General features: G+C 43.2%; 13 protein-coding genes and 1 pseudogene. 4 read left to right on the forward strand and 10 right to left on the reverse strand.

Translation table 11 applies throughout. The features are described 5' to 3' along the window. Entirely contained in the window at positions 1 to 1314 is a 1314-nt protein-coding gene (locus tag ABIB59_RS09765; RefSeq protein ID WP_354035183.1) for an ATP-binding protein, read from the forward strand. Then, entirely contained in the window at positions 1311 to 3509 is a 2199-nt protein-coding gene (locus ABIB59_RS09770; protein WP_354035185.1) for a DEAD/DEAH box helicase, read from the forward strand. The genes ABIB59_RS09765 and ABIB59_RS09770 overlap by 4 nt, the downstream gene beginning before the upstream one ends. Positions 3510 to 3639: 130 nt before the next feature. Here ABIB59_RS09770 and ABIB59_RS09775 read toward each other — a convergent pair whose 3' ends face one another. Beyond that, positions 3640 to 5067 (reverse strand): radical SAM protein, encoded by a 1428-nt coding sequence (locus ABIB59_RS09775; protein ID WP_354035187.1) that lies wholly within the window; start codon positions 5065 to 5067, stop codon positions 3640 to 3642. A 678-nt stretch (positions 5068 to 5745) separates the two neighbouring features. Between ABIB59_RS09775 and ABIB59_RS09780 the strand changes: the two genes are divergently transcribed. Beyond that, positions 5746 to 8499, forward strand: coding sequence for a TrlF family AAA-like ATPase (locus ABIB59_RS09780; RefSeq protein ID WP_354035189.1), 2754 nt, complete (start codon positions 5746 to 5748; stop codon positions 8497 to 8499). Positions 8500 to 8819: 320 nt separating this feature from the next. Here the strand turns inward: ABIB59_RS09780 and drt1b are convergent, their stop codons facing one another. The 9 genes and pseudogenes from drt1b to ABIB59_RS09825 all read right to left on the reverse strand — a co-directional run bounded on the left by drt1b (position 8820) and on the right by ABIB59_RS09825 (position 20979). Then, positions 8820 to 9254 carry an antiviral protein Drt1b gene (drt1b, locus tag ABIB59_RS09785; protein ID WP_354035190.1) on the reverse strand — a complete coding sequence of 145 codons (435 nt, stop codon included), beginning with the start codon at positions 9252 to 9254 and terminating at the stop codon, positions 8820 to 8822. A gap of 8 nt (positions 9255 to 9262) precedes the next feature. Next, positions 9263 to 12961 (reverse strand): antiviral reverse transcriptase Drt1a, encoded by a 3699-nt coding sequence (drt1a, locus tag ABIB59_RS09790; protein WP_354035192.1) that lies wholly within the window; start codon positions 12959 to 12961, stop codon positions 9263 to 9265. An 845-nt stretch (positions 12962 to 13806) separates the two neighbouring features. Next, positions 13807 to 14272: pseudogene (locus tag ABIB59_RS09795) on the reverse strand (recombinase family protein); the annotation flags it as partial. A gap of 393 nt (positions 14273 to 14665) precedes the next feature. Continuing rightward, complete coding sequence (locus tag ABIB59_RS09800; RefSeq protein ID WP_354035194.1) at positions 14666 to 15664, reverse strand: alpha/beta hydrolase family protein; 999 nt, start codon at positions 15662 to 15664, stop codon at positions 14666 to 14668. Positions 15665 to 15902: 238 nt separating this feature from the next. Further along, complete coding sequence (locus ABIB59_RS09805) at positions 15903 to 17606, reverse strand: serine/threonine protein kinase (RefSeq protein WP_354035196.1); 1704 nt, start codon at positions 17604 to 17606, stop codon at positions 15903 to 15905. Positions 17607 to 17619: 13 nt separating this feature from the next. Next, positions 17620 to 18339, reverse strand: a complete 720-nt coding sequence (locus tag ABIB59_RS09810; protein WP_354035198.1) for a hypothetical protein — start codon at positions 18337 to 18339, stop codon at positions 17620 to 17622. A 7-nt stretch (positions 18340 to 18346) separates the two neighbouring features. Then, complete coding sequence (locus ABIB59_RS09815) at positions 18347 to 19180, reverse strand: TerY-P anti-phage system-associated VWA domain-containing protein (RefSeq protein ID WP_354035200.1); 834 nt, start codon at positions 19178 to 19180, stop codon at positions 18347 to 18349. 318 nt (positions 19181 to 19498) lie between these two features. After that, positions 19499 to 20539, reverse strand: a complete 1041-nt coding sequence (locus ABIB59_RS09820) for a YagK/YfjJ domain-containing protein (RefSeq protein ID WP_354035201.1) — start codon at positions 20537 to 20539, stop codon at positions 19499 to 19501. Between the two features lie 218 nt (positions 20540 to 20757). Next, positions 20758 to 20979 (reverse strand): helix-turn-helix transcriptional regulator, encoded by a 222-nt coding sequence (locus ABIB59_RS09825; RefSeq protein WP_354035203.1) that lies wholly within the window; start codon positions 20977 to 20979, stop codon positions 20758 to 20760. A gap of 458 nt (positions 20980 to 21437) precedes the next feature. Here ABIB59_RS09825 and ABIB59_RS09830 point away from each other — a divergent pair, with 458 nt between their 5' ends. Beyond that, on the forward strand, positions 21438 to 22400 hold the full coding sequence (locus tag ABIB59_RS09830) for a hypothetical protein (RefSeq protein ID WP_354035205.1): 963 nt from the start codon (positions 21438 to 21440) through the stop codon (positions 22398 to 22400). Positions 22401 to 22636 lie beyond the last annotated feature (236 nt).

A 22636-nucleotide genomic window follows, 5' to 3' on the forward strand; every position in this document is an offset into this window, starting at 1 on the left:
ATGTCTGTAACACGTATAAGAGTGAAAGAACGCGACGCTATTATTCAGTCACTTAAATCAGGTGTAACGCCAAGGATAGGCATTCAGCATATCCAGGTTGGCCGCGTGAATGAGATAACCGCTCTCCATCAGGATATTGAGAGGATTGCTGACGGTGGCGCAAGCTTCAGACTTATCATCGGTGAGTATGGTTCAGGTAAAACGTTCTTTCTGAGTGTTGTGCGCTCTATTGCGCTGGAGAAGAAGTTGGTGTCAGTCAGTGCTGACCTTTCTCCTGACAGACGTATTCACTCATCGGGAGGTCAGGCTCGTAATCTCTATTCAGAGCTTATGAAAAACATGTCCACCAGAAACAAGCCGGATGGTAATGCGTTACTTAGCGTTGTTGAAAGGTTCGTTACGGAGGCACGAAAGGAAGCTGACACGGACGGCTCCGAGGTTTCATCAGTTATTCATAAACGTCTGGCAGCTCTGTCAGATATGGTGGGCGGATATGACTTTGCGAAGGTCATTGATGCATTCTGGCGCGGGCACGAGCAGGATAACGAAACGCTAAAATCCAATGCCATTCGCTGGTTGCGGGGAGAGTACACCACCAAAACTGATGCCCGTAACGATCTCGACGTTCGGACTATTATCTCAGACGCTTCATTCTATGATTCTTTGAAGCTGATGAGCCTTTTTGTCCGCCAGGCAGGCTATGCCGGTCTTTTGGTCAGCCTCGACGAAATGGTAAACCTCTTTAAGCTGAATAATACGCAAGCAAGAACAGCGAACTACGAACAGATTTTGCGGATCCTGAATGATTGCCTGCAAGGCTCCGCCGAGAACATAGGTTTTATCCTCGGGGGAACTCCAGAGTTTCTTTTCGATCCGCGTAAAGGTCTTTACAGCTATGAGGCGCTCCAATCGCGTTTGGCGGAAAACCGGTTCGCGCAAAAAGCAGGAGTGATTGACTACTCATCTCCAACTCTACATCTCGCCAGCCTCACCCCTGAGGAACTGTATATTTTACTGAAAAATCTTCGCCATGTTTATGCAGGCGGAGAGCCAGATAATTATCTGGTACCAGATGAGGCACTAACTGGATTTCTGCATCACTGCAGTAAAACCATTGGAGACGCTTACTTCCGTACCCCCCGTAATACCATAAAAGGTTTCCTGGATATGCTGGCCGTGCTGGAACAAAACAGAACGATGAACTGGCAAGCACTAATTGAGGGTGTGGCGATTGAAGAGGACAGACCCAGCGATATGGATGACGCCATTGTGGAGGAAAGCGATGACGACGGCCTGGCGAACTTTAAGCTATGAGCAGTGCCTACGATAGTCTCGATCCCCGCGTCCGTAAGTGGGTTTACAAGCAGGGCTGGTCTACATTAAGGCCCTTGCAGGAGAGTGCTATCCCGGCAATTTTAGCCCGTGATCGAGACGTGCTAATTAGTGCAGGTACAGCAGCGGGTAAAACAGAGGCTTTCTTTCTTCCTGCCTGTTCGGCGGTTGCAGATATCACTAATGGATTTGGCATCGTCTATATCAGCCCGTTGAAAGCATTGATTAACGATCAGCACCGTCGTCTTGAGAGCCTTGGAGATGCATTGAAAATGCCAGTGACTCCCTGGCACGGGGATGTACCACAAAGCAAAAAAAAGAAGGTACGGACGAACCCGGCTGGCATTTTACTTATTACACCTGAGTCACTTGAGTCTTTGCTCATAAACTCAATGGGCTGGCTCAAACAGGCGTTTTCTTCAGTTGCATACATTGTTATTGATGAGTTTCACGCTTTTATTGGCTCAGAGCGTGGCGTACAGCTGCTTTCTCTGCTCAATAGAATTGACCATGTGCTAGGACGCCATGTAAATCCAATTCTCCGCGTAGCGTTGAGTGCCACTCTGGGGGAACTGGAGAAAGTGCCCGAACTATTGCGCCCGGACAAACGACTATCCTGCGTAACTGTTACAGATAGTAATAGCACAGCCACTCTTCAGGTCCAGGTCAAAGGTTATCTGGAGCAAGTGCTTCAAAAAGGGGAAGAACTTCAGAGTCCAGCTGAACATGACGTTTGCGCTGACATTTTTAGACTTTGCCGTGGCGATTCTCATTTGGTCTTTGCAAACAGTCGAAAGCGTACTGAAAGTATTGCGGCAACGCTGAGCGACATGTGTGAAGAACATATTGTTCCCAATGAATTCTTTCCCCACCATGGTTCCCTTGCCAAGGAATTACGTGAGGCGCTTGAAACTCGTCTTCAGAAAGGAAATTTGCCCACCACAGCTATTTGTACAATGACGCTTGAGTTGGGTATTGATATCGGTAAGGTTAAGTCGGTTATACAAGTTACGCCTCCGCATTCTGTTTCCAGTTTGCGTCAGCGTATGGGGCGTTCTGGGCGACGCGACTCCCCATCAGTTCTGAGAATGCTAATTACAGAAAATGAGCTTACTGTAACTAGCAGTATCGTTGACCACCTACGGCTGCAGTTGGTCCAGTCGATGGCCATGATCAGACTGATGATCTCTAAACAATGGTTTGAACCAGCTGATGCTCGACAGATGCATTACTCCACGCTGCTACACCAGATTCTTGCTATTACCGCACAATGGGGCGGAGTTCGTGCCGATCAGCTCTGGTCACAACTATGCCAGACAGGGCCGTTTAGAAATGTAGATTTAAGCGATTTCAAAAGCCTGCTTAAGCATATGGGAACATGTGGCCTGCTCACTCAACTTGCTAGCGGCGAAATGGTTGTTGGGGCAGAGGGGGAAAAACTGACTAACCATTACACATTTTATGCCGTGTTCAATACACCAGAAGAATTCCGCATTGTCACAGGAAACAGAACCCTTGGGACAGTGCCTGTGGACTCACCACTGCTACCAGACCAACACATAATCTTCGGTGGGCGGCGCTGGAAAGTTACAGAGATCGATACAGAGAAAAAAGTTATCTATGTAGAGGCAACCAAAGGCGGTCAGCCACCACAATTTAGTGGGGGAGGAATGTCTGTTCATGATGCCGTTCGTCAGGAGATGCTCGCTATCTATAGGGAAAATGATTACCGCATAGCGATAGGTAGCAAGAGAGTAGATTATGCCGACTCTACCGCCAGAGGCCTCTTTGCAGAAGGCTGTAGTAACTTCCAGCGTTATAACCTGCAAAATGAGTATTTTATTACGAGTGGGCAACACTGTTACGTAATCCCCTGGATGGGGGATAAAGTTGTGAATACGATTACAGCCTTGCTTATACGTTGTGGCTTTAAAGCCAATTCATTTGCTGGTGTTATAGAGATCGACAATTCAAGTGTAGCCACCGTTCAACACGCGCTTAAAGCCATGCTGTTATCAGGCTTGCCATCAGCGTTTGACCTTGCCACAGATGTTCCAGAAAAGTATTTGGATAAATATGACGAGTATTTACCAGAGTCCCTGCTTGCGAAAGGGTATGGGGAAAAAGCGTATGATATTGAAGGCACTCGTATCTGGTTGAATCAGTACCTTCAGTAAATTAGCTACGTAATAAGGGCAATCTGCTCCCCCGCAGATTCTTTCAGCACTCGGGAGCAAACTAATTTGTGCCTATTGCCTTAGGCTAAGGGCCGTATGGATCGATCCTATCAGCATCTTTAGGGGGATTTTAGTTTAACAGTTCTTTTTTTATTTTTGTTATATTGCAAAAATATTCATTGATATTCAAATAATCACCATTACAATCTTCATTTGCGTTTCTTACCATGCACATTGAACAGATACCTTTAAGATCACATTGCATACATTCGGGGAAGTCTTTATTTTTTATCATTCTTAATAAATTTATTTTCCTAGAAAAATGCCAGACATCATTTAATGATGTTTCCAGAATGTTACCTAAAACACAATACTGCCAGCCAGCACAGGGATAAACGTTTCCGTTCTCAGCAATGCAAACAGATACACTACAAATCGAACAGATAGGATCTTCTGGATCAACATGACTCTTATTAACTAGGTCATCTTTCAATTTATCAAGATAAGCTTTATCATCAGAATGTTTATCCTTGATAATTTTACTGACTTCATTTAATGAGAGTCGATTACAGATGATTTTATTTGAATGATCATATTCGGCAATCAAAGCATAATCATAACTGACAGCAACCCCATATGTTTTTGCCCATTCAATGACATCGTGATAACAATTTTTATTCTGTTTCATTACTGGACAGCTGATCTGTAACGGTATATCATTTTCGACCAACTTAAGTATTGATGATTTAGTTTTTTTAAAACTTCCTTTCATTTTTGTTATTGAATCATGAATGACCGGATCTGTTGAATACAGCGATGTCTGAACCCCCAACAATCCATTCAGCTTCATCTCAGTCACGACTTCATCAGTCAGGAACGTGAGATTAGTAAGAACGCTGACAGCAAAATCATACTCCCTGCATTGCTTTAATATGTCACAAAAATCTTTATGCAACATAGGCTCCCCTCCGCTCAGAGTTATATGCAGCACATTCATGTCTTTACATTGTTTCAACAAAGCATAGATATTTTTTGTGTCCAGTGTTTTTATTTTTTTCTCATGAGGGATATAACAATGAATACATCGCTCATTACACTTACTGGTGATTTCTATATGTACGCTGGTCAAGCGGTTTACTTCGCTTTCATGCTTTTCAAGGAACTCATTTGTATTGTATGTATCATCCTTACTTATGTCGATTTTTACTTTACTATTTATATCTTTATATGTAAAAACATAATCATTGCTGTTACATTCAGCAGAAGTCTCCCCTTTACACAAAAAACCATCACAAACTAACTCAGAGAAAAACTCTTCGACATCATCTCTTATTATTTCAATGCTGACATCCTTGAACTTATCAAGTAGTTCAGTACATATATCAAGAGTAGATTTTGGCGTCTTATTTAAAGTAGATAAAAACACAGCTCCACTTTCTGAAACAATCCGTTCCCCTATCACCTCATCTTTTACATATCTGTAGTTTCTATCATCCGTAATATAGCCATAATGACCGTAATTCCTGAATAGTACATTTGATTTGAGTTTAAAATACATAAGATTATATTCCGGCTGTATATAAATAAAGAAGCGACGAAAACTGTCGCCGCTTCGCTGTATGTCAGAGTGCGAAATTAACGATTGCCAGGTCCTGGAGGGTTGCAGGGTCTGCCGCTGGGTTTATTGTTAGGACGGCATTCCGCCTTGTATGCAGAACTTTTCGCTAAAACTGCCGGTTTTGAATAACTCATACATATTATCCTCATAAAATGTAAGGTTATTATGTTATTCCCTAGTTTTGTAAGAGTCAACTTGTTGCTAGCATGGGCTGAAACAATGATCATTAGCGACCTGTTGCAGGGTAACGATACCTTGGGCCGGGACGGCGCTAACTTCTCCACGACTACCGGCGGGCGCGTGCTGAGCGGCGGCGATTGACGTTCGCTGACCAAACAGATCAGATGCAAAGCCGCAATATAACGGTGACGGAAAACAACTGACAGAACAGCGGCACGGTGCCAGTGTAAGTATCCCGTCTGAGCGCACCAAGCATGTTTAGATATCCTGCCAACCGTGTCATAACGTCATCTCTGGACCAAAACGGTCAGTTTCTCACTATAGGTTTGCTGAGAGCGAATTGCGGACATTGGACTTTCCAACCTTACAAGGTAATCTAGTTTGCAAAGTTAGCGACCTTGCACAGCCGTACTAATAAAAAGAACAGGAACAGTACAAATGAACTGGATTGGTTCTCGGTGGTGGAAATTCGACTTCCATAATCACACTCCGACATCGGACGATTATGGGAAAGGGCCTAACCAAGCTCAGTATAAACAGATTACTCATAAAGATTGGCTGCTCAACTACATGCGACAAGGCATCGATTGCGTCGCTATAACGGACCATAATTCAGGCGCCTGGATTGATCCACTCAAGCTGGCACTCCAGGAATTGGCATCTGAAGGTCATGAAGATTATCGACCACTCTACTTATTCCCAGGCATTGAGCTTACCGTTCAGGGGAATATCCATATTCTGGCCATTTTCGGCCAAGACAAGACAACCTCTGATATCGACTCACTGCTTGGTGCGGTCAGGTATCGCGCCACCAAAGGAAAGAGCGACGGCTGTTCTGAATGCTCGGCAGTTGAGGTGATTGACGAAATTGCCAGGTCAGGTGGGCTTGCAATACCTGCTCATGTAGATCAGTCCAGCGGGCTTTTTACGGTCTGTACCGGCAACACACTGGAACAGGTGCTTGATAAAAAATGTGTTTTTGCCATGGAGGTAACGGACCTTGCTCAGGCAAAACCGCAGCTCTACATTGGCAAGAATTTGAATTGGGCAGAGGTTCTTGGAAGCGATTCCCATCATCCATCCGGTACCGGAGATCAACGCTACCCTGGTAGCCATTTCACTTGGGTAAAAATGTCGGAGCCATCTTATGACGGATTACGGCTGGCGCTCATTGATGGGGCTCTTTCACTGAAGCGATCGGACAACTTCACTGGTGACCCCAATATCCATGGACAACTCTCCATCGAAAGTATCGTGGTTGACGATGCGAAGTACTTGGGGCGAGGGCAATCCTTATCTTGTCAATTGAACCCGTGGCTCAACACCATCATTGGTGGACGGGGCACTGGAAAATCGACTTCGTTGGAATTCCTGCGGATTGCTCTCAAACGAAAGGGAGAAATCCCCAAGAGTCTTGAAAAGGAATTTACCAAATACAGTCAAACGTCGAAAGACCGCCAGGATGAAGGGCTGTTAAAAGATTCCACGAAAATTACTGTCGGTTTTCGAAAAGACGGTGGCCGTTTCCGAATAACCTGGTCTAACACCGACGACATATACGGCATCGAGGAAGAGACCGCTCCCGGAATCTGGAGCGCTTCCGAGGGAGACATAGCACAGCGATTTCCTGTCAGGATTTACAGCCAGAAACAGATATTCGAATTGGCGAAGCATCCCCAGGCACTCTTGCAGGTTGTCGATGATGCCCCGGCGGTCAATCATCGTGATTGGCAGCTTAAGTGGGATGAATTGGTTTCCAAATATCTCTCGCTTCGCGCCCAGGAGCGTGAAGTTCAGGCCGGACTTCAGGAGGAATCGGTAACCAAAGGTCAGCTTGAGGACGTTAAACGCAAGCTCGATGTTTTTGAAAAGGCGGGCCACGCGGATGTCCTTAAGGCTTACCAACTCAGACAGAACCAGAGTAAGGCCATGGACTCCTGGGTAAAGACTTGGGAAGGTTCCGCTGAACTGGTCCGGGATATTTCAGGAAGCCTATTGCCACCAGAATTGGATTTACAATATTTCGACGTTGGGAATGCGGATGACAAAGAACTCATCGATACCGTCGAGGGCATCCGTGCGAAGTTTGAGAAGCTCCAGATAGAGATGAGCTCAATAGCGCAGCGGATTGATGATGCGAATAACTCGTGGAATCAAGCGCGGACAGATTTGGGAATATCGAAAAGAATCACAGCGGCGAACCAGGAATACACCGGCCTCCTCGGTCAACTCAGCGCAGCAGATGCAGGAGATCCATCTGCATATGGTGTTCTGGTTAAGCAGCGACAAGATTTCGAAGATAAGCTCAAGGGATTCAACAAAAAGAGAGAAACCCTTGCGCAGCATCAGAAGAGCGCGGAAGAGTACTTGGTCAAGCTCCATGAGCATCGGGCCATGATAACCAAGCTTCGTGAGGACTTCCTCAAGGAGACCCTCGTCGGCAATTCATATGTACAGATCAATGTCGTTCCGTTTGGAAACAAGCTCACGGTTGAGGAAGAATTCCGTAACCTGATCGGCCGAGGCAGTGGCGGCTTTGACCGCGACATTGGGGTAGTTGACGGGGATGAGGGCTTGCTGGCTAATCTAACGCAAGACCAATCCAAAACTATGGATGATAAAATTAAGTCATTGAAATCATCGCTACTTGCAATCCATGAAAACGATATTTTAGCGGTGGCTTCCTCCAAAGATCGACGTTTTGTATCCCACATTCAGGGGTTATCTCCGGAACAGATAGATCGGATTCAGTGCTGGTTTCCAGGTGATTCTCTGGATATCAGATATAGCCTTAAGAACGGAGAGACTTTCAAACCCGTAGAGCAAGGATCTCCGGGTCAAAAAACGGCTGCTCTCCTTGCTTTTATCCTTTCATATGGCAATGAGCCTCTCGTACTTGATCAGCCTGAGGACGATCTTGACAACCACTTAATCTATGATCTGATCGTGACGCAATTGAGGGAGATCAAACAAAAACGGCAGGTTTTAGTGGTCACGCACAACGCCAACATCGTCGTGAATGGTGACGCGGAAAACGTCATTGCCCTTGATATTCGGTCTGGCCAAACCAGAATTGTGACGCAAGGGGGGCTTCAAGAGCCTTCCATACGCGATGAGATATGCCGAGTGATGGAAGGTGGCAGAGAGGCCTTTACCCAAAGATATAAACGAATCAATGCAGTAATCACATAAAAAGGAGTTGCACTCGGACGGCAATTCCGCTGCGCTCAATTGCCGCCGATGCTTGGTCGTTAACGCCCGCTCCTTGCACGGAGCGGGCCGCCTGAAACGCCGCGAGGTCAGAGAAGAGCGAGGAGCGGAAATTAAAGCCACGATTCCAAATTTATCGCGCAATGTAACACCCGCCCCATAAAATGCTCTGCAGCCCCACCGGGGGTGAAAACTATCATGACACTTACCACCCACTGGGAAACAACCCCAAAAACTATCTTGGGATGTTACATTTTCCAGTGGGCTTATAGTGTAGAATACACTCCTATTGGGATAGGTTCTTAGTTAGCCGCACATCTTATGAGATCCAAAATAGGGGGAATATAGAGAGCCTCTTCGATAACATTAGTTTTCTTAAAATGTTCAGAATGAAACCTCAAATGTTTTTCCAACGTATTTGCCCAAGAGCTATCTTTTAAGTTTACTTCAACCTCAATGATTTTCTCAAAACAGAATATCATCCTGGCCACGTACCAAACATATTGGTCATACATAGGGTCTCGCTCCTGTCTGCAATCTGCACTGTAGCCTTTCGAAAACTGCGGGTTCTCCATGGCTAATTGCAAATATGCCTGGTAGGCCGTATCAGCAATGGTTTTCTTGGCAATTTCTTTGCTTTCACTGATGGTTGTTTTAGCAACCAAAATTGCCCAAATAGCTACTCCAGCACTAACTAATGGAGAAACAATCGTAGCTAACTTAACTAACGTATCCATAATAACCCTTAATGTTTTCTATTATATCCAGCAGGCTGGGCTTTGGTCTTTTTATATATTTTTAGCTTCCGCCTAAATGCTGCTAAATCTATATCAGCAGTACTAATTGCTATTTGACCAGTCCCATGAGCATGAGAAATCAATTTATGATATTTCTCTTTGTACGGGGCTTGCATAGTTGAACCACCATACTCTCCCGTATTCGTAATAACAATATGCTGATACATATGCCATTGTAGTGCTGAAGCCATATTATCAAATGTGTCTACATCTTTGTTGTATGCTGCAATGACAAACATGTCAGTCAAATCTCTCAGATCTGCCGCAAGCTTTATATCTGTTGCATCGTAGCAAATCGCACCAGTTAATTTAAATGGTCCTTCAGGGTGACCCTCAATTGAAATAATATGCTGGGATGGTCTATATCCTTGAACGCCAAGAGCCACTTCATCACTGGTCATATGATGCTTCCCCTGATCACGGATACGCCATTGGGTCCCAGATTCTGAAGAGTCTGGAATAATCCAACGAGCTTTGTTAACGATTCGGCCATCTTGTTCACAGAAGACAAAACCGGAAAAAATGATGGCTTTGGTTCTAAATGCCAGCGCTCTAACTATATCTTCATCTTCTGGGTGAACTGCCAACTCAGAAAAAACGATCAGATCAGCTGTGCTTGTATGATCTCTAGACTCAGTTTTAAGTTTTGCATTTAAAGTCTGCTCCGTTAGCTTACAGATTTCCGCAAGGTGCTCTCTATGCTTCCAGCGCACATCGGGATTAGCCAATGTCACGTCAGAAGGATGGAAATTATTATCCTTAGGAAATAGCTGCTGAACCGTAACAATTCTAAAATGGTTGGATGCTAATTCAGGCCTATTGACAACAGTCGGTAAGGTTGGAACATTCGATGAAATGCATATCTGCGTATTTAAGTAGCCTAGCCTTTCCAACAAACAGTTTTTAAACTCACTAAGGTTAGTAATTGACAATATATCATCTTGGTTTATATACGAAGAAGAAAAACCTGGCCATTGCAATCCATGCTGAAGAAAACTTGCAAACCAATCAGTTATAGTTCCATATGAACCAACAATTGACTCTGGTGTATGTAACATTCCCATACGTCGCTTGTAAAACTGAGAATGGATACCATCATAATTAGCTTTATCAAGTTTTAAATCATTTCTTTGTGTATAATCTACATTGCCTAAAGCTGCACTTCTTAGCACACTGCAAACCCAATAGAGTTTTTGTTCATCATTTTGAGTTTGTGGATAATTTGCCAACCACTCAGGGCTTACATAGCGTGGGTCTTTACCAGGTTCACCTTTTTTATCTATCGAGCATGAAATACTAATATTTGGACGCCATAATTCACCCCATGAGGTTGAGTTACCGTCTAATTTTACTCTTATTTCATGTGGGGAATACTGCTTACCATCAGGTTGCCATACGTTTTTCTCTGTATCATCAAAAAGTTCAACTAATGCTACACCTAGCTTGAGAAGGGCATGTTCGTATCTAAATGGGTTTTCCTTGAAACTGATCACTGATGAAAGATAGTGCTCCGAACTATTTGGTTTTGACTCATATTTTGCTATGGCCCATCTAAATTCGTTAATCCTTTCTTTATCTTGCATCCTTACAATTTCTTTCCAAATGGTATTCCAGAATTCACCTCCTCGGAAAGCAAATTTTTTTATAATTAAGTCTACTACTTTGTTATTATTTGTATGAGAAAGTAGAAAAGCAGCATTTGCTCGGTAGTCTTTACTGATTTGAGCAGATACCTCAAATAGGTATCCATCACTACTATTCAACGGTTCTAAATGCTGTTTAATTAAGACGCTTTGAAGCCTTGCAAGATCAAAAGAGGCTTTATTACTAGCTATAAACGGTTTATTGATCACTGCGAGATAAAGTAATGCTTGCTGGTATGCGTAGTTTGGAATAAAAGATTTGCAGGAAAGTATTTTTTGGGCAAATAATGTAACTTCACCCATCAATTTTTGATAATCGGCGACGTATTCTGATTGTAGGGTCCGATAGACATCAACGACGCTACGAAATATATCAGAAAGAAGATACAACATTATATATTTATCACGTTTATCACGATTGCGTTGTATTCTTGAAAAAATAATTCCAAGAATGGCGCTATAAGCATCTAGATTAGGATTTATAGCTATCGCTTTGCGAAAGATAACCATAATCGATGGATCTTTTAGCCAGGCTTTTAATAATTTTTTTGCAATCAGTGAAGATTCATTATCAAATTGCTTTCTCTCCTCAGGTGAAATTAGCTTGCTTTTTTTAGCCAAACTTTTTTCCAGCCTATGGGCAGAAAATCTACGTACAGATTCAACTTTTATCGACTTATCATTTTTAAAACCAGGAAATAAACTATCAACATCCTCTGAAAAATTATCCTGTTCGGTCATTAATAATTGTTGAAGTGCCGGTATATTATTATCGAGTCCGTTACGCTCTGGGATACTCGAAGCTCCTACTTCATGCTGAATTTCATTGATTCGATTTGTAAGCCCACTTCCGTTGTCAATATCTGAAAGCTCAAGAATATAAGTTTTGCTATCGTTAATTTTTAAGTATGGTTCGTTATCTGACTGATTTTGATCCAATGTGTCATCGAGAATGCTCTGAATGAATACATGAATAGATTCCTTAATCTTATTACTTTCTAGTGCCTCTCCAGAAATCACCAATCTAATATCATCAACATATCGACAATAATCATGCAGTATTATTTGGCTATCTTTTATCTTAGTACGAAGCTTAGAAGTTAAAGATTCATCAAACTCAATGAGATATGCATTCGCCAGAGCACCAGCAGAAGCTAATCCCTGGGGAAGGCCAACATTTTCTTCTTTTATATCCAAACTCTTAAGTAAAGATAAAGATTCCTCAGGCCAATTCCAACTTAAAATACGATTCGCCAAAGTCCAAAATTCATTATCATTTATGAATTTAGATCCATAATGATTAGAGGATATTTTTTTTATTTTTTCTAACAGAAGATTTATTTTTATAGAGCCGAAGAAATTTTTTAGATCCAAGCAGATAATATATACATCATCAATTCCACTAACTTTATTTACAGTTTCCCTGCCTATATAGATAGGTCTTTGTAGAAAGCTTCGATAATCGGCAGAGAACTTCCTATAATACTCACTTCCTCCCCAACGAAATCTTGCCCTTTCATTGTCCCAATCACAGACAAGCCTATTTCCGTAACTAACAACCTTGTTCTTTACATGCTCGGCATAGCCAAGATTGCTCAATGAACAGTCTTTCTGTCTTGTTTCTATAGCATCAGCAAGGCACATCGTTACTGCTGTAGCAACAGACTGATCCTTAATAGATATATTAGCCAAAGGCCTTATCTTTCTACTATCTTTATTGGTAGTCCACTTACCTTCATTAATGAACCAGCTTGCTCCTTTTGGAGCCGGTATCAATTCAATATCACTTTTGGAAAGAGCGTCCTTTGAGATCTCGTTTGACCAATTATTGACTTCATCACTAATATCAAACGCACACTTGTCCAGTTCTAAAATATCTGCATACCAATTGTGAGTTCTTACAAAACTATCTGTTTTTTTCCATGCTAGTCCTAAAATAAATGAGTCCTTAAGGTACTCATATTTGGGTTCGAGGTTGTAATACTTTTTATCAAGTAGTTTCATTTTTTCTCAACTTAATCTTAAGCGCTCTTACTCACTTCAACTACAGCAATGACATTCACTGTGTGTATCACCCAAAATAGCTATACTACCGTTCCTTCATCGAGGAATCCACGGTAAGTATCACAGGTTTTGTCGTGTCTAAGGATGGTCCTCCTGATACATCTGATGCTTCATTCAGACCATTGTGTAGTGGTCAACAAAAATTGACCACCGAGTTAGAGATTCATCAGCATCGGTTTTCGGTTTATTTAGCGCAAAGGTAATCCCCCCGAAATATCACTGCTGGCATAAATAGAACTTTCTCCTAATCTAAGGTTTTAGGGCATTTCGATGAAGCGATGGAGTTTTACTGACCGCCAGATCAGTGCCATTCTTATACAAGCCAAGAATGATGCTTAAACTTGGTCATCACTTCCGCTTCTGGAACAGAGCGGACAGACCTAAGAACTGCTAGGTCTGTTATAAGCGAGGAGCGGAACCATAACGTAAAAGGAAGGTACATGTCTCCGGAAAATCCTTCGGAGATGTTTTCACCGTGCTCATGACGGTCTGGCTTTCACATCCGGACTACGCGTACTGATGACTGATATTAAGTAAGAAAGCTGGTTGATTCGGGATTAGTACGGCTGATCTATATTAATAATTTTACTCACCGTATTACAAAGTGGAATGTCTCATTTAATATAGTTGATAATAGATAAAAAAGAAAGAGAAAATATCAAATGAATAAATAACACAAGTACAGAAAGAATATAAAACGGCACTTTAAAATATAAATTTTGATTTAACACAAGTAACCGTCTTGTAATGATTGAAACAGACCAGGAAAAGCTCATTCTGATATGGGCAATTACGCTGATACTTATTCCGGCATTAAGATGTTCAGTAGCTGTGTGTTTTTGTTTCTTACTCAGTGCAGGCGAAAGCCCGCAACCTTAACCTGAAGCGGGAATACGCTCAAGCAACAGGTCCTGTTCGAACTCGGAAAAGCAGAAATGACCTGCATTGACATTTTTACTGCTGGACTGGTAAGGCCAACACCGCCTAGATCCAGACAGTGACCCTGGATATATTATATCGCCTGTGGCTCTACAGCTTTTCGTACATCCCTCCCATCGCGACCGGGATGCTCCAGTCTGATGACAATTAGCGCATCGCCATTTTCCATACGATCAAGAAGACGGGCAAAACCAGGTCGTTCCCCAGCGACCACTGAACCGCGATAAAAGCGGGGATTCCAATTTCTCGTTGCTGGTTCTCAGTGATCTGTTCTGTGCCGGACTTCCGGTAGTAGACAAAAACGTGTGACATACCGTAATTTTCCACAGGAAATTAATAACCGAAACCGGACGGTTTTGTACATCACCAAAGGACGGGACGAAAAAAATGCTTAAAGGAATAAGCAGCGAATCGACAGTCGCAGTTTATCTGCCTGCAGATTACACGATTCCATGCTACCAATGAACTAAAAGAGCCATTATTAAGTGGCTGCCTTCATCTATTTCCTCTGCTTTGATAACACTTGCTGCTCGGCAAAGGAAACAACCGACCAGACAGCTAGGTGATTTCGCCTATTGAGTACAAACTCCTGACCGTTAGGGATGCTCGGAACGATCAGGGGGCCGTTTATGGTTTTTCTCACATTATTTAAAATGTTTTGCGACTGGGGCTAAAGGAAACGCAATCAAAATTAAAAAAGTTACTTCAAAGGTTCTTCTGCAACTTTGACTGAAAAAAATGAAGCAGGTCCTGGTTGAGTTCTTCCTGGAACTTGGATCGATCAAATCCCGGCAAGTCGGAACATGTTTCGAGTTTTTTTGCTTTTAATGCGTCGCTGCAAGGCCGTAGAAACGAATAGTGCTCAGCATTCGCAACCTCGTGTACTGCTACGACATTAGACATGTGGTCCTTGAGATATGGAACCGTGCTTGCAAAGGACACATTAGCATCTTTGCTACCGCCCCATAGTTCGACAGGCACAGTAATTCCTTGAAGCGACTTCGGGTCAAAAGCGAAGCCAAATGCTGGAGCAGCCAGAACAGCTGCTTTAAAACGCGGATCATGATGCCATGTTGATGGCGGAAGGATTGCTGCTTGTGGACTGGACAAATAGGCAGCGCCACCCTGCTGGCAGATCATCTCATTCTGGTGACTGGAGCAATGTTGAGCGAATAGTGTCCAGTCCGGCACTCCTCCGAGTTCAACAAGCCCTGTATACGCACCAGCAGAAAAGCCATAAAAACCGATCGCCGACTTATCAATGTGATCATGACCACTCCAAGTGTTCAAAGCATAATCTAGCACCAGACTGGTGACCTCGGGACGGCTTATCAACCAGCGCTTAATTCGGTCTCTGCTATCCTTGTAATTATCTCCTGGATAAGTCAGAGAAATTGCTACGATTCCGCGCTGGGCTAACAATAGGGCCGTATCTGATCGATCGCCGTACCAGCCCGCGTTACCGTGTGAGAAAATCACTAAGGGCAAACTGCTTCCGTCTACCTCGCCATCAATGGCAACATTTTGTGAGATCATGCCAACCGTGGTCGGTTGCGCTTCCGATTTGCTAGGATACCAAATCCCTATTTCAATTGGCCTTCCTGCGTCATCAGAGATTGACAGGTAGTCAAATCCAACCGCGAACGTCGGAGAAGTAAAGACTACGACTAATATTGCTGCCACAATTCTCATAAATGCCGTCATATATATCTCACTCTTCAGACCAGTGAAGCTGCTCGTCAATAGCAATGCGAGCAGTCTGGTTTACATCGAATCCAAATGAAACTGTTTTGATCGTTTTCCGAGGTTTTCCATGTCATCCTTCATGTATGTCAAAAGATCATCGATAACTGACAGAGTTTTCTCTGCGCCCATTTTTTGCCTTATTTTTGGGGATGGTTAGGAAATAAGTATCTTAATAAGCAGGTCGTCCGTTTTGTGATTAATGTAACCATCTTAAAAGCCGTTTTAAAATTTTTAGGACAATATTTGTTTTAGAGGTTTGCTGATTTGAAGTAACAGTTTTACTCGGGGTGTTTTGAGCTGGTGATACCTGCTGTGAAGCGGAAGTTCTTGCCGGTGTTGCGTAATGAGTTGATGATTTACCAGACACCACATGCTGTGTTTGCACTCTGGCTGGCGTAGGAGGTTGCGCTGATGCTCGTATCTTGTCGAGGATTGCCTGGTTTGCAGACGTGGTCTTGGCGCTCATAGGTTGAGGTGCTGCAGTAGTGCTCTTACCCTTAATGCGCTCCCTAATTTCCTGATTGCTTTTTGTAGACGTTTGCGTTTTTTGGTTATTATTTGGTCCGGCAAGACGCCAGCGGGCATCTGCTTCGGAAAGAATGGTCATTTGACCGATGGTCGTTACAGTTATTGAGAGATGTAAATATTTGTTCTTCCCGGTAGGATAGGGCGGTTCCATAAGTCCGATGACACTAATCCATTTTCCCACCCATGAGGAGTCAGGTTTGACAGGCAAAACCCTGAGGCCTTCGTTCCATATGGATATTTTAAATATATTATCGTGCCAATCCCCAAAGTTAATGACGATGTATGGTTTGCCATATTTCGTTGTCTTCAAACTGACTTCGAAAATTTTCCCGATAACTTCAACCTTATGGCCGACTCGCTGAAGACAGGCGCTATACTCCATAGCTGATAATACGGCGTAGGCACCGATGTAACCTGGTTTCAGCCTGTTGACGGATCTATCACCATTCATACTAATCGTGGTTAGCGATACGGGAATGTTTCTACCGGCAATGAAGTCGCCAAGGGAGGGTGTTTTTTCCATCGGTGAAGCGCAGACTGCAGCGAAATTTTTTATAAAGGTGGAAAGCTGTTGAATGCCTGATAGCATTTCCAGGATAGATGATGACCCCGGGTCTACAAAGTCATTAGCTCGAAAAATGATTGCGTCCAGTTCAGAATTTGATTTATCCCAAATGGACGGATCGATTTGCAACGCTTTAAGGGCCAGCCAAAATGAAATCAGCGAGAAACGGTCCAGGGTGTGATTAAACGGATTCGTTGCTTTACGAAGGGGATGCTGAAAATTTACATGCCCCAGCTCTGAGCTTCCTAATGTCTTAATATCATCAACAAACATTCCGTCATAATCGATTAGCTGGACGGTTGCTCCTCCGTCAGAAACCATCAGATTTCCGGTCTGGAAATCTCCATGTGCAATTTTTTCTTTTTCAAGATAGGCGGCAAGTTTTTCAATCGATGCAGATAGTTTTACTATTGCTTGCGCAGAGCGCCTGTTGACCTCAAGGAACTCTCCTAGAGTTTCCCCCTTAGCCCATGCCATCTTGACTATGGGATAAGATACTCCTCCAACGTTGATCCCTTGTGGCTGAAACTGAAAGTCGAGGAAATAGGGGGAGTGAAGGCTGGATATCTTCCTGGATATTGCCTCATAACGGCGTTCTAACGCTTTTGATTCCCTGTGAAAACAACGAACCGCGTACTTCTTAACGCCTGATTTGATCGTATAAGTAAGTGCAAAGCCGCCGCTAATGGCGAGTGGCAGCCCCAATCCTGTCGTTGCGACTGTACCTGACCTTAATTCAGGATCGCCTAGCACTCTGCTATGCGCTTGAAATGCCAAATTGTATTGCTCAAGAGACGGGTAAGGCATTTTTATTTCCGCGTTAGAACGATAGTACAAGTAGCGTTGAGTCGTCGATACGCATACGTTTTTTTGCACGCTCTTTCTGGACTATTTCTGCTAGCTGCTCCTCCGTTTGTAGCGAAAGTAATTCGATAAAACCAGGATCATTTGCCAGCGCTCGTTTCAGTGCCCATTCGCCGAGCGCATCGGTCATGCAGAGGAGTTTGGGCTGAGTTAATTTTTCAAGGTAAAAAGTTTTCCCATGCTGTGTCCAGAAACTACTTCCGCTGACGAAATCGTTGTGAGCAGTGAGCGTAGCTAGAAGTGTCGGGCGCTCTTTAAATTTTTCAGGATTATCGAAGGGCCATGTCCGAATGAGTTTCCCACAATCGATCAGCATGGTGATGCTATCTCCGATAGCAAGAATTTCCACCGCCTGATGCTCTTCAAATTGCTCTACACCTATCAGCGTCGCAAAGCTGCCCTTTTCGAATGCCGCTTGTTTGGACCAAGACATAGAGGGAAAGTCATGTACGGCAGAATATTCTGCTAAAACAGATGCTATCCATTCACGATTGACTTTCGGATCTGCAATAAATTGACGAGCAAGAAGATCCGCCCATAACTTTGAGTTAAAGGACTCACTCGCCCCATCGCAGAGAGCAAGCCTTCTTCCGTCTTCAGAGAAGGCAAATTTATCCTCATTTGCTTCAGGGCATTCAGGATCTTTTGGAACTGTCCCTGAGAATTCCAGTTTCATTGTTGACTCAACGTAATTGAGAAGCGCGGGTTCCGATGTCGAAGAAATCGACAAGTTCTGCAGCCTCAGCATTGAACATGAAACCACGAGATTCGATACCTACGGTATGGCCTTTTTCCTGCGCGAAACGCACCAGGTGCTCCGGAAGAGGGCTGGACATGCGGAAAAGCAACTTAGCATATGCATCCGGTAAGCCAGAGTCAGAGGAGGGGAATCTGATTGGATCATTTCCGAGGGCGCTGACGTGGATATTAAGAATCAGAACCTCACCATCATTAGTGCGAATTTGTCGCAGATGGCTTGCAATCTCTTCTGGATCTCCGTCGTTAGATTCTCCATCAGTGACATGCAAAATAGTCGGTGGATAGCTATCCGGATGGGAATCACACCATGTCACCAGTTCCTCTGCTGCTCTGGTAAGGGCTTCACGCATAGGTGTGCCGCCACTAGCAATCGGATCGAACCAAACTGGAAACTTAATCGCTGTCTCGATGATTCCGCCAGCACCATCATCCATCTTCCGTTTGCGATCTTCTACTCTGGCCGGATTCCGTTCGAGAGCAGAAACGGGATTGAGGACTTGTCCTCCCAGCGGGCCGGAGAAACCATTAGAAACCCCCTGACCGCCGTAACCCAAAACACCAACTTCGAAATAGTCACGCACGCCTTCCGACTTTGTGCAGCGAGTGATGAGGTTCATTAAAGTTCGGTTAAGCGCATCGGCGACGAACTCAGCTTTGCTGCGGCCGGAGGACATTTTGTCGGACATTGAACCTGACTGATCGACGACGAAAAGAAACGCTGCCGGATTAGTTCGGCTGATCTGAGCTTCGTAAGCCATGTATCTTTCTCCACCTAAAAGTTAAGGTTATTGTATCAACTGGTTCCATGAATGCGAGATATGCCTGAGGTACTCTGCGAATCTTTGATTGACCGCCTGCTAACGTCAATCTACCTAGGATTGGAGGTAATAAATGAAAATAGAACTTCTCGCTGACATTTACTACTCCTTCATTTTGAGAGGTAAGCGTATTTACTGTTTTGACTTAATCAATCCTCAGTACGAGTTGCAGCATATTGAATATAAAAAATTCTTACGCATTCACTTCCTGGGCAAAGAAGGCATCCCGGATGCTTGGCCTGGCAGTTAACTAAATGCCTAAATTTGGGTATCCGGTTGATTCTGCTTTGGCGATTTCCTCTTTCTGGCTTTCAGCGATTTGATTTCCCCTCGTCCAAAGGTCCTGGCATTATCCGGCAACAACAGCCGTGCACAGGCATCAATCTTGGTTATGTATTCCACCGCCCTCAGTAACCCTTCCTGCGCGTTAGCATCGTCCCTATGCACTTTCCCCAGACCACATTTGTCGTAACGTTCCTTATGGGCATTGCAGTTGTAATAAATGCCTTTACCAGCAGTGATGGTGGTTTTCCAGCATTCACCAAATGCTCTGGCTATGTTGACATCCTGCTGTGCTTTGTCACCGTTCAGGAAGAAGAGTACATGATAGTGAAACTTACGGTATGGGCCATACTCCAGCTTCCATACTGTTCCCAGGACATGACGGAATATAGGGTTCTTTTTCATATCAAGAAAAAGCTTCTGCCGATGTTCCCGGGCCATATTAGCAGTGATATCTGAGGCATATTCGCTGGCCCAGGATAGATCAACCCTCAGAACTAACAACCGTGCATGGCGGGATTGCAGATGCCGGATATAATTCTGTACCCCTTTAAGGTTTTTCACCGAAGCTCGTTTATGTTTCCTGTACTCTTGTTTAAATTCTGACGTGTTAGTGGCATGGCGATAATCCTGAGTGAGTTTATTGAGCATCTCAGCGGTTGTTACCTGATCCGTACCAGCTATTTTCCCATCCACAATACGATAAGATAAGTTCGAGTCATTTAATAACCGCTGAAAGACAGCAATGCGAGGATTGACTGTCCGCATTTCAAGATATTCTTTCTGTATCATGTCCAGATAACGAATGGCATCAAGAAGCATGCGAGCATTGTCATTTTGTCGGTAGCCAACCCGGTTATACAGAACAGTAAAGGGCAATGACTGCCCTTTACTAATAAGTTTAAGACAAGCATCCAGTTGCTCTGTTTTGTATATGGCATCATTGTCGCTGGATACCTCTATGTGTTGGGGGTGCAATTCAGCATGCGATGATAAGAATGACTCTGATAATTCCATGTTGATATGTTCCTGATTCCATGTCGGAGTTGCTCTGATATGTGTTTATGGGATAGCTTAATATTGATTGATGACTTGTAGAAGGGATATATCAGTGATGTATTATGAGTGTATAATTACAATAAAATAAGAACCGACATTGTAATAAACACCAATCTCATACATCACAAGGGATGAGGGTATAAAAACACATTGTAAAGTTAGTGACTATTCTCATATTAATCACCCATATTTTTCTCTTCTCTTGATGACCGTATTTTTTCCTCAAGCCACTCAGTCACTTCACGTTCAGTCCATCGGGAACTACGACCAAATTTAATCGGTTTAGGGAATTTACCTTCCTGTGCCAGTTTATAGAACCACTTGTCAGATAAACCAGTTAACGCAGTAATGAATGCCATATCTACAAATTTATCGTTGTGAATATCAATCATGCTCATGAGAGGTCTCCAGTATATTCCGGAGGACACCGGTCGGCATCCTTTCATGTCATGGAGCGATTATGTCAGGCTTTACATTTCTATATTTGGCTAGTGGTATATAGATATTCATATAAAACTCGTTACATGCAATATACGGCTGTTGGTATATTCACAGGGACTGATACTAGTCTGCATTCCGGAATGAGGTTCACAAGCAGGAACAAAGGAAGAGCTCTCTTCTCGACTCGCATTCGAGTAATACAGTGAAGGAAGATATGCTCATGAGCCCGATTCCTCCTGTGAAAATGTGGAGATTCACAGTCACTATCCAGTAAAGACAGCATCTGTGATGTATTTTACTTTTGTAAAAAATAGCGTATTTACTATGTAAAAATACATAATTTATCATGTACAATGAAGCGTAATTTATACGTAATCATTACGTAGTAATCATAACCGACGGAGTATCACACTTTATGAAAGTATCTGGTGACAATATTTCAGAGAGAGATATGCGAAGATGTCATTTCTATATTCGACATCTGAGAGAAAAGAGAATCATTGTTGACTCTGAAGGTTATAGTTCTGATGAGGTGTGTCGATCCATTAATAAAGCGCTTAGCTATTATCTTAAATCTTCAGTGGAGCGGGCTGATTTTATCAGTAACATGAAAAAAATATGTGACTATTCGCTGGTGAGAATAGAAGAATTTCACTGGCTTTATAAAAGCAAACGAGCAACTTATTGGTTTTGGCACTTTTTCCTCAAGCCTGAGGTGATGACTGTTAATATTCCATCGGCCGCCTCGTCAGTAAATACCCCTGAATTAACCATGCCCTATCCGGTTACACCACCAGGAAGCATTGCTCCCCTCAGTGTTAATTCATCCCATCAAATGCGACTGGAGGCTATTGTCCAGTATTTTGACCAGTGGATAATTGACAGATATATAGATGCCCAGGTTTTTGCGCAAGGTTTTACTCCCGCAAAAATTAAATCTCAGATTATTATTCAGCTAAAGGAAAGATGGTCAGAAATATACAATCAGAAAGATCCTTTTGGATTTATAAAAGACAGAACGGATGAAAATATTGCATGGGCATGGCGTTACATAAAAAACTATCCCCATGCATTGTTTGAACATAGAAATCTAACCCCGGTATCAAAGGAAGAAACCGAACTGGCAATGTACGGTGTATGGGATACTGCACCTGATGATGGCATTGGGAAAAAGTACTTCATGTCTGAATTTAAAAAAGCATGGAGTCAAAAAAAGTTCAGGGATAATAGCAAAAACACCAGTGTACTGAATACCAGACTGCCAAAAAATGTAAAAGAGAAGCTGGATTTTATGGCCGCGAAGTATAATAAAAGTATTGCTGAAATGGTGAGCTACCTTATTGAAGGGGCATATAATTCTCAAAACAGGGATAAATAACTTGTTAATATTCTTATCGTAACTCAGTTATCCTGGGGCTGCTATCGCTGGCAGTCCTGATATATCCGCTCTATTGCAGAAAATTTCACACCTATATTACACCAGCGAACCAACCTGACAAATGTCTGCTGGGTTGATGTACTCGACTGATCTATAACACCGATCGATACACAAATTAATGATAGTTTTAATCTATCAATATTAAGTTATTGATCGTTTTTGTAATAGATAAAAAC

It is taken from the genome of Citrobacter sp. UYEF32 (assembly GCF_040546205.1).
In the GTDB taxonomy this organism is placed as follows: Bacteria; Pseudomonadota; Gammaproteobacteria; order Enterobacterales; family Enterobacteriaceae; genus Phytobacter; species Phytobacter diazotrophicus.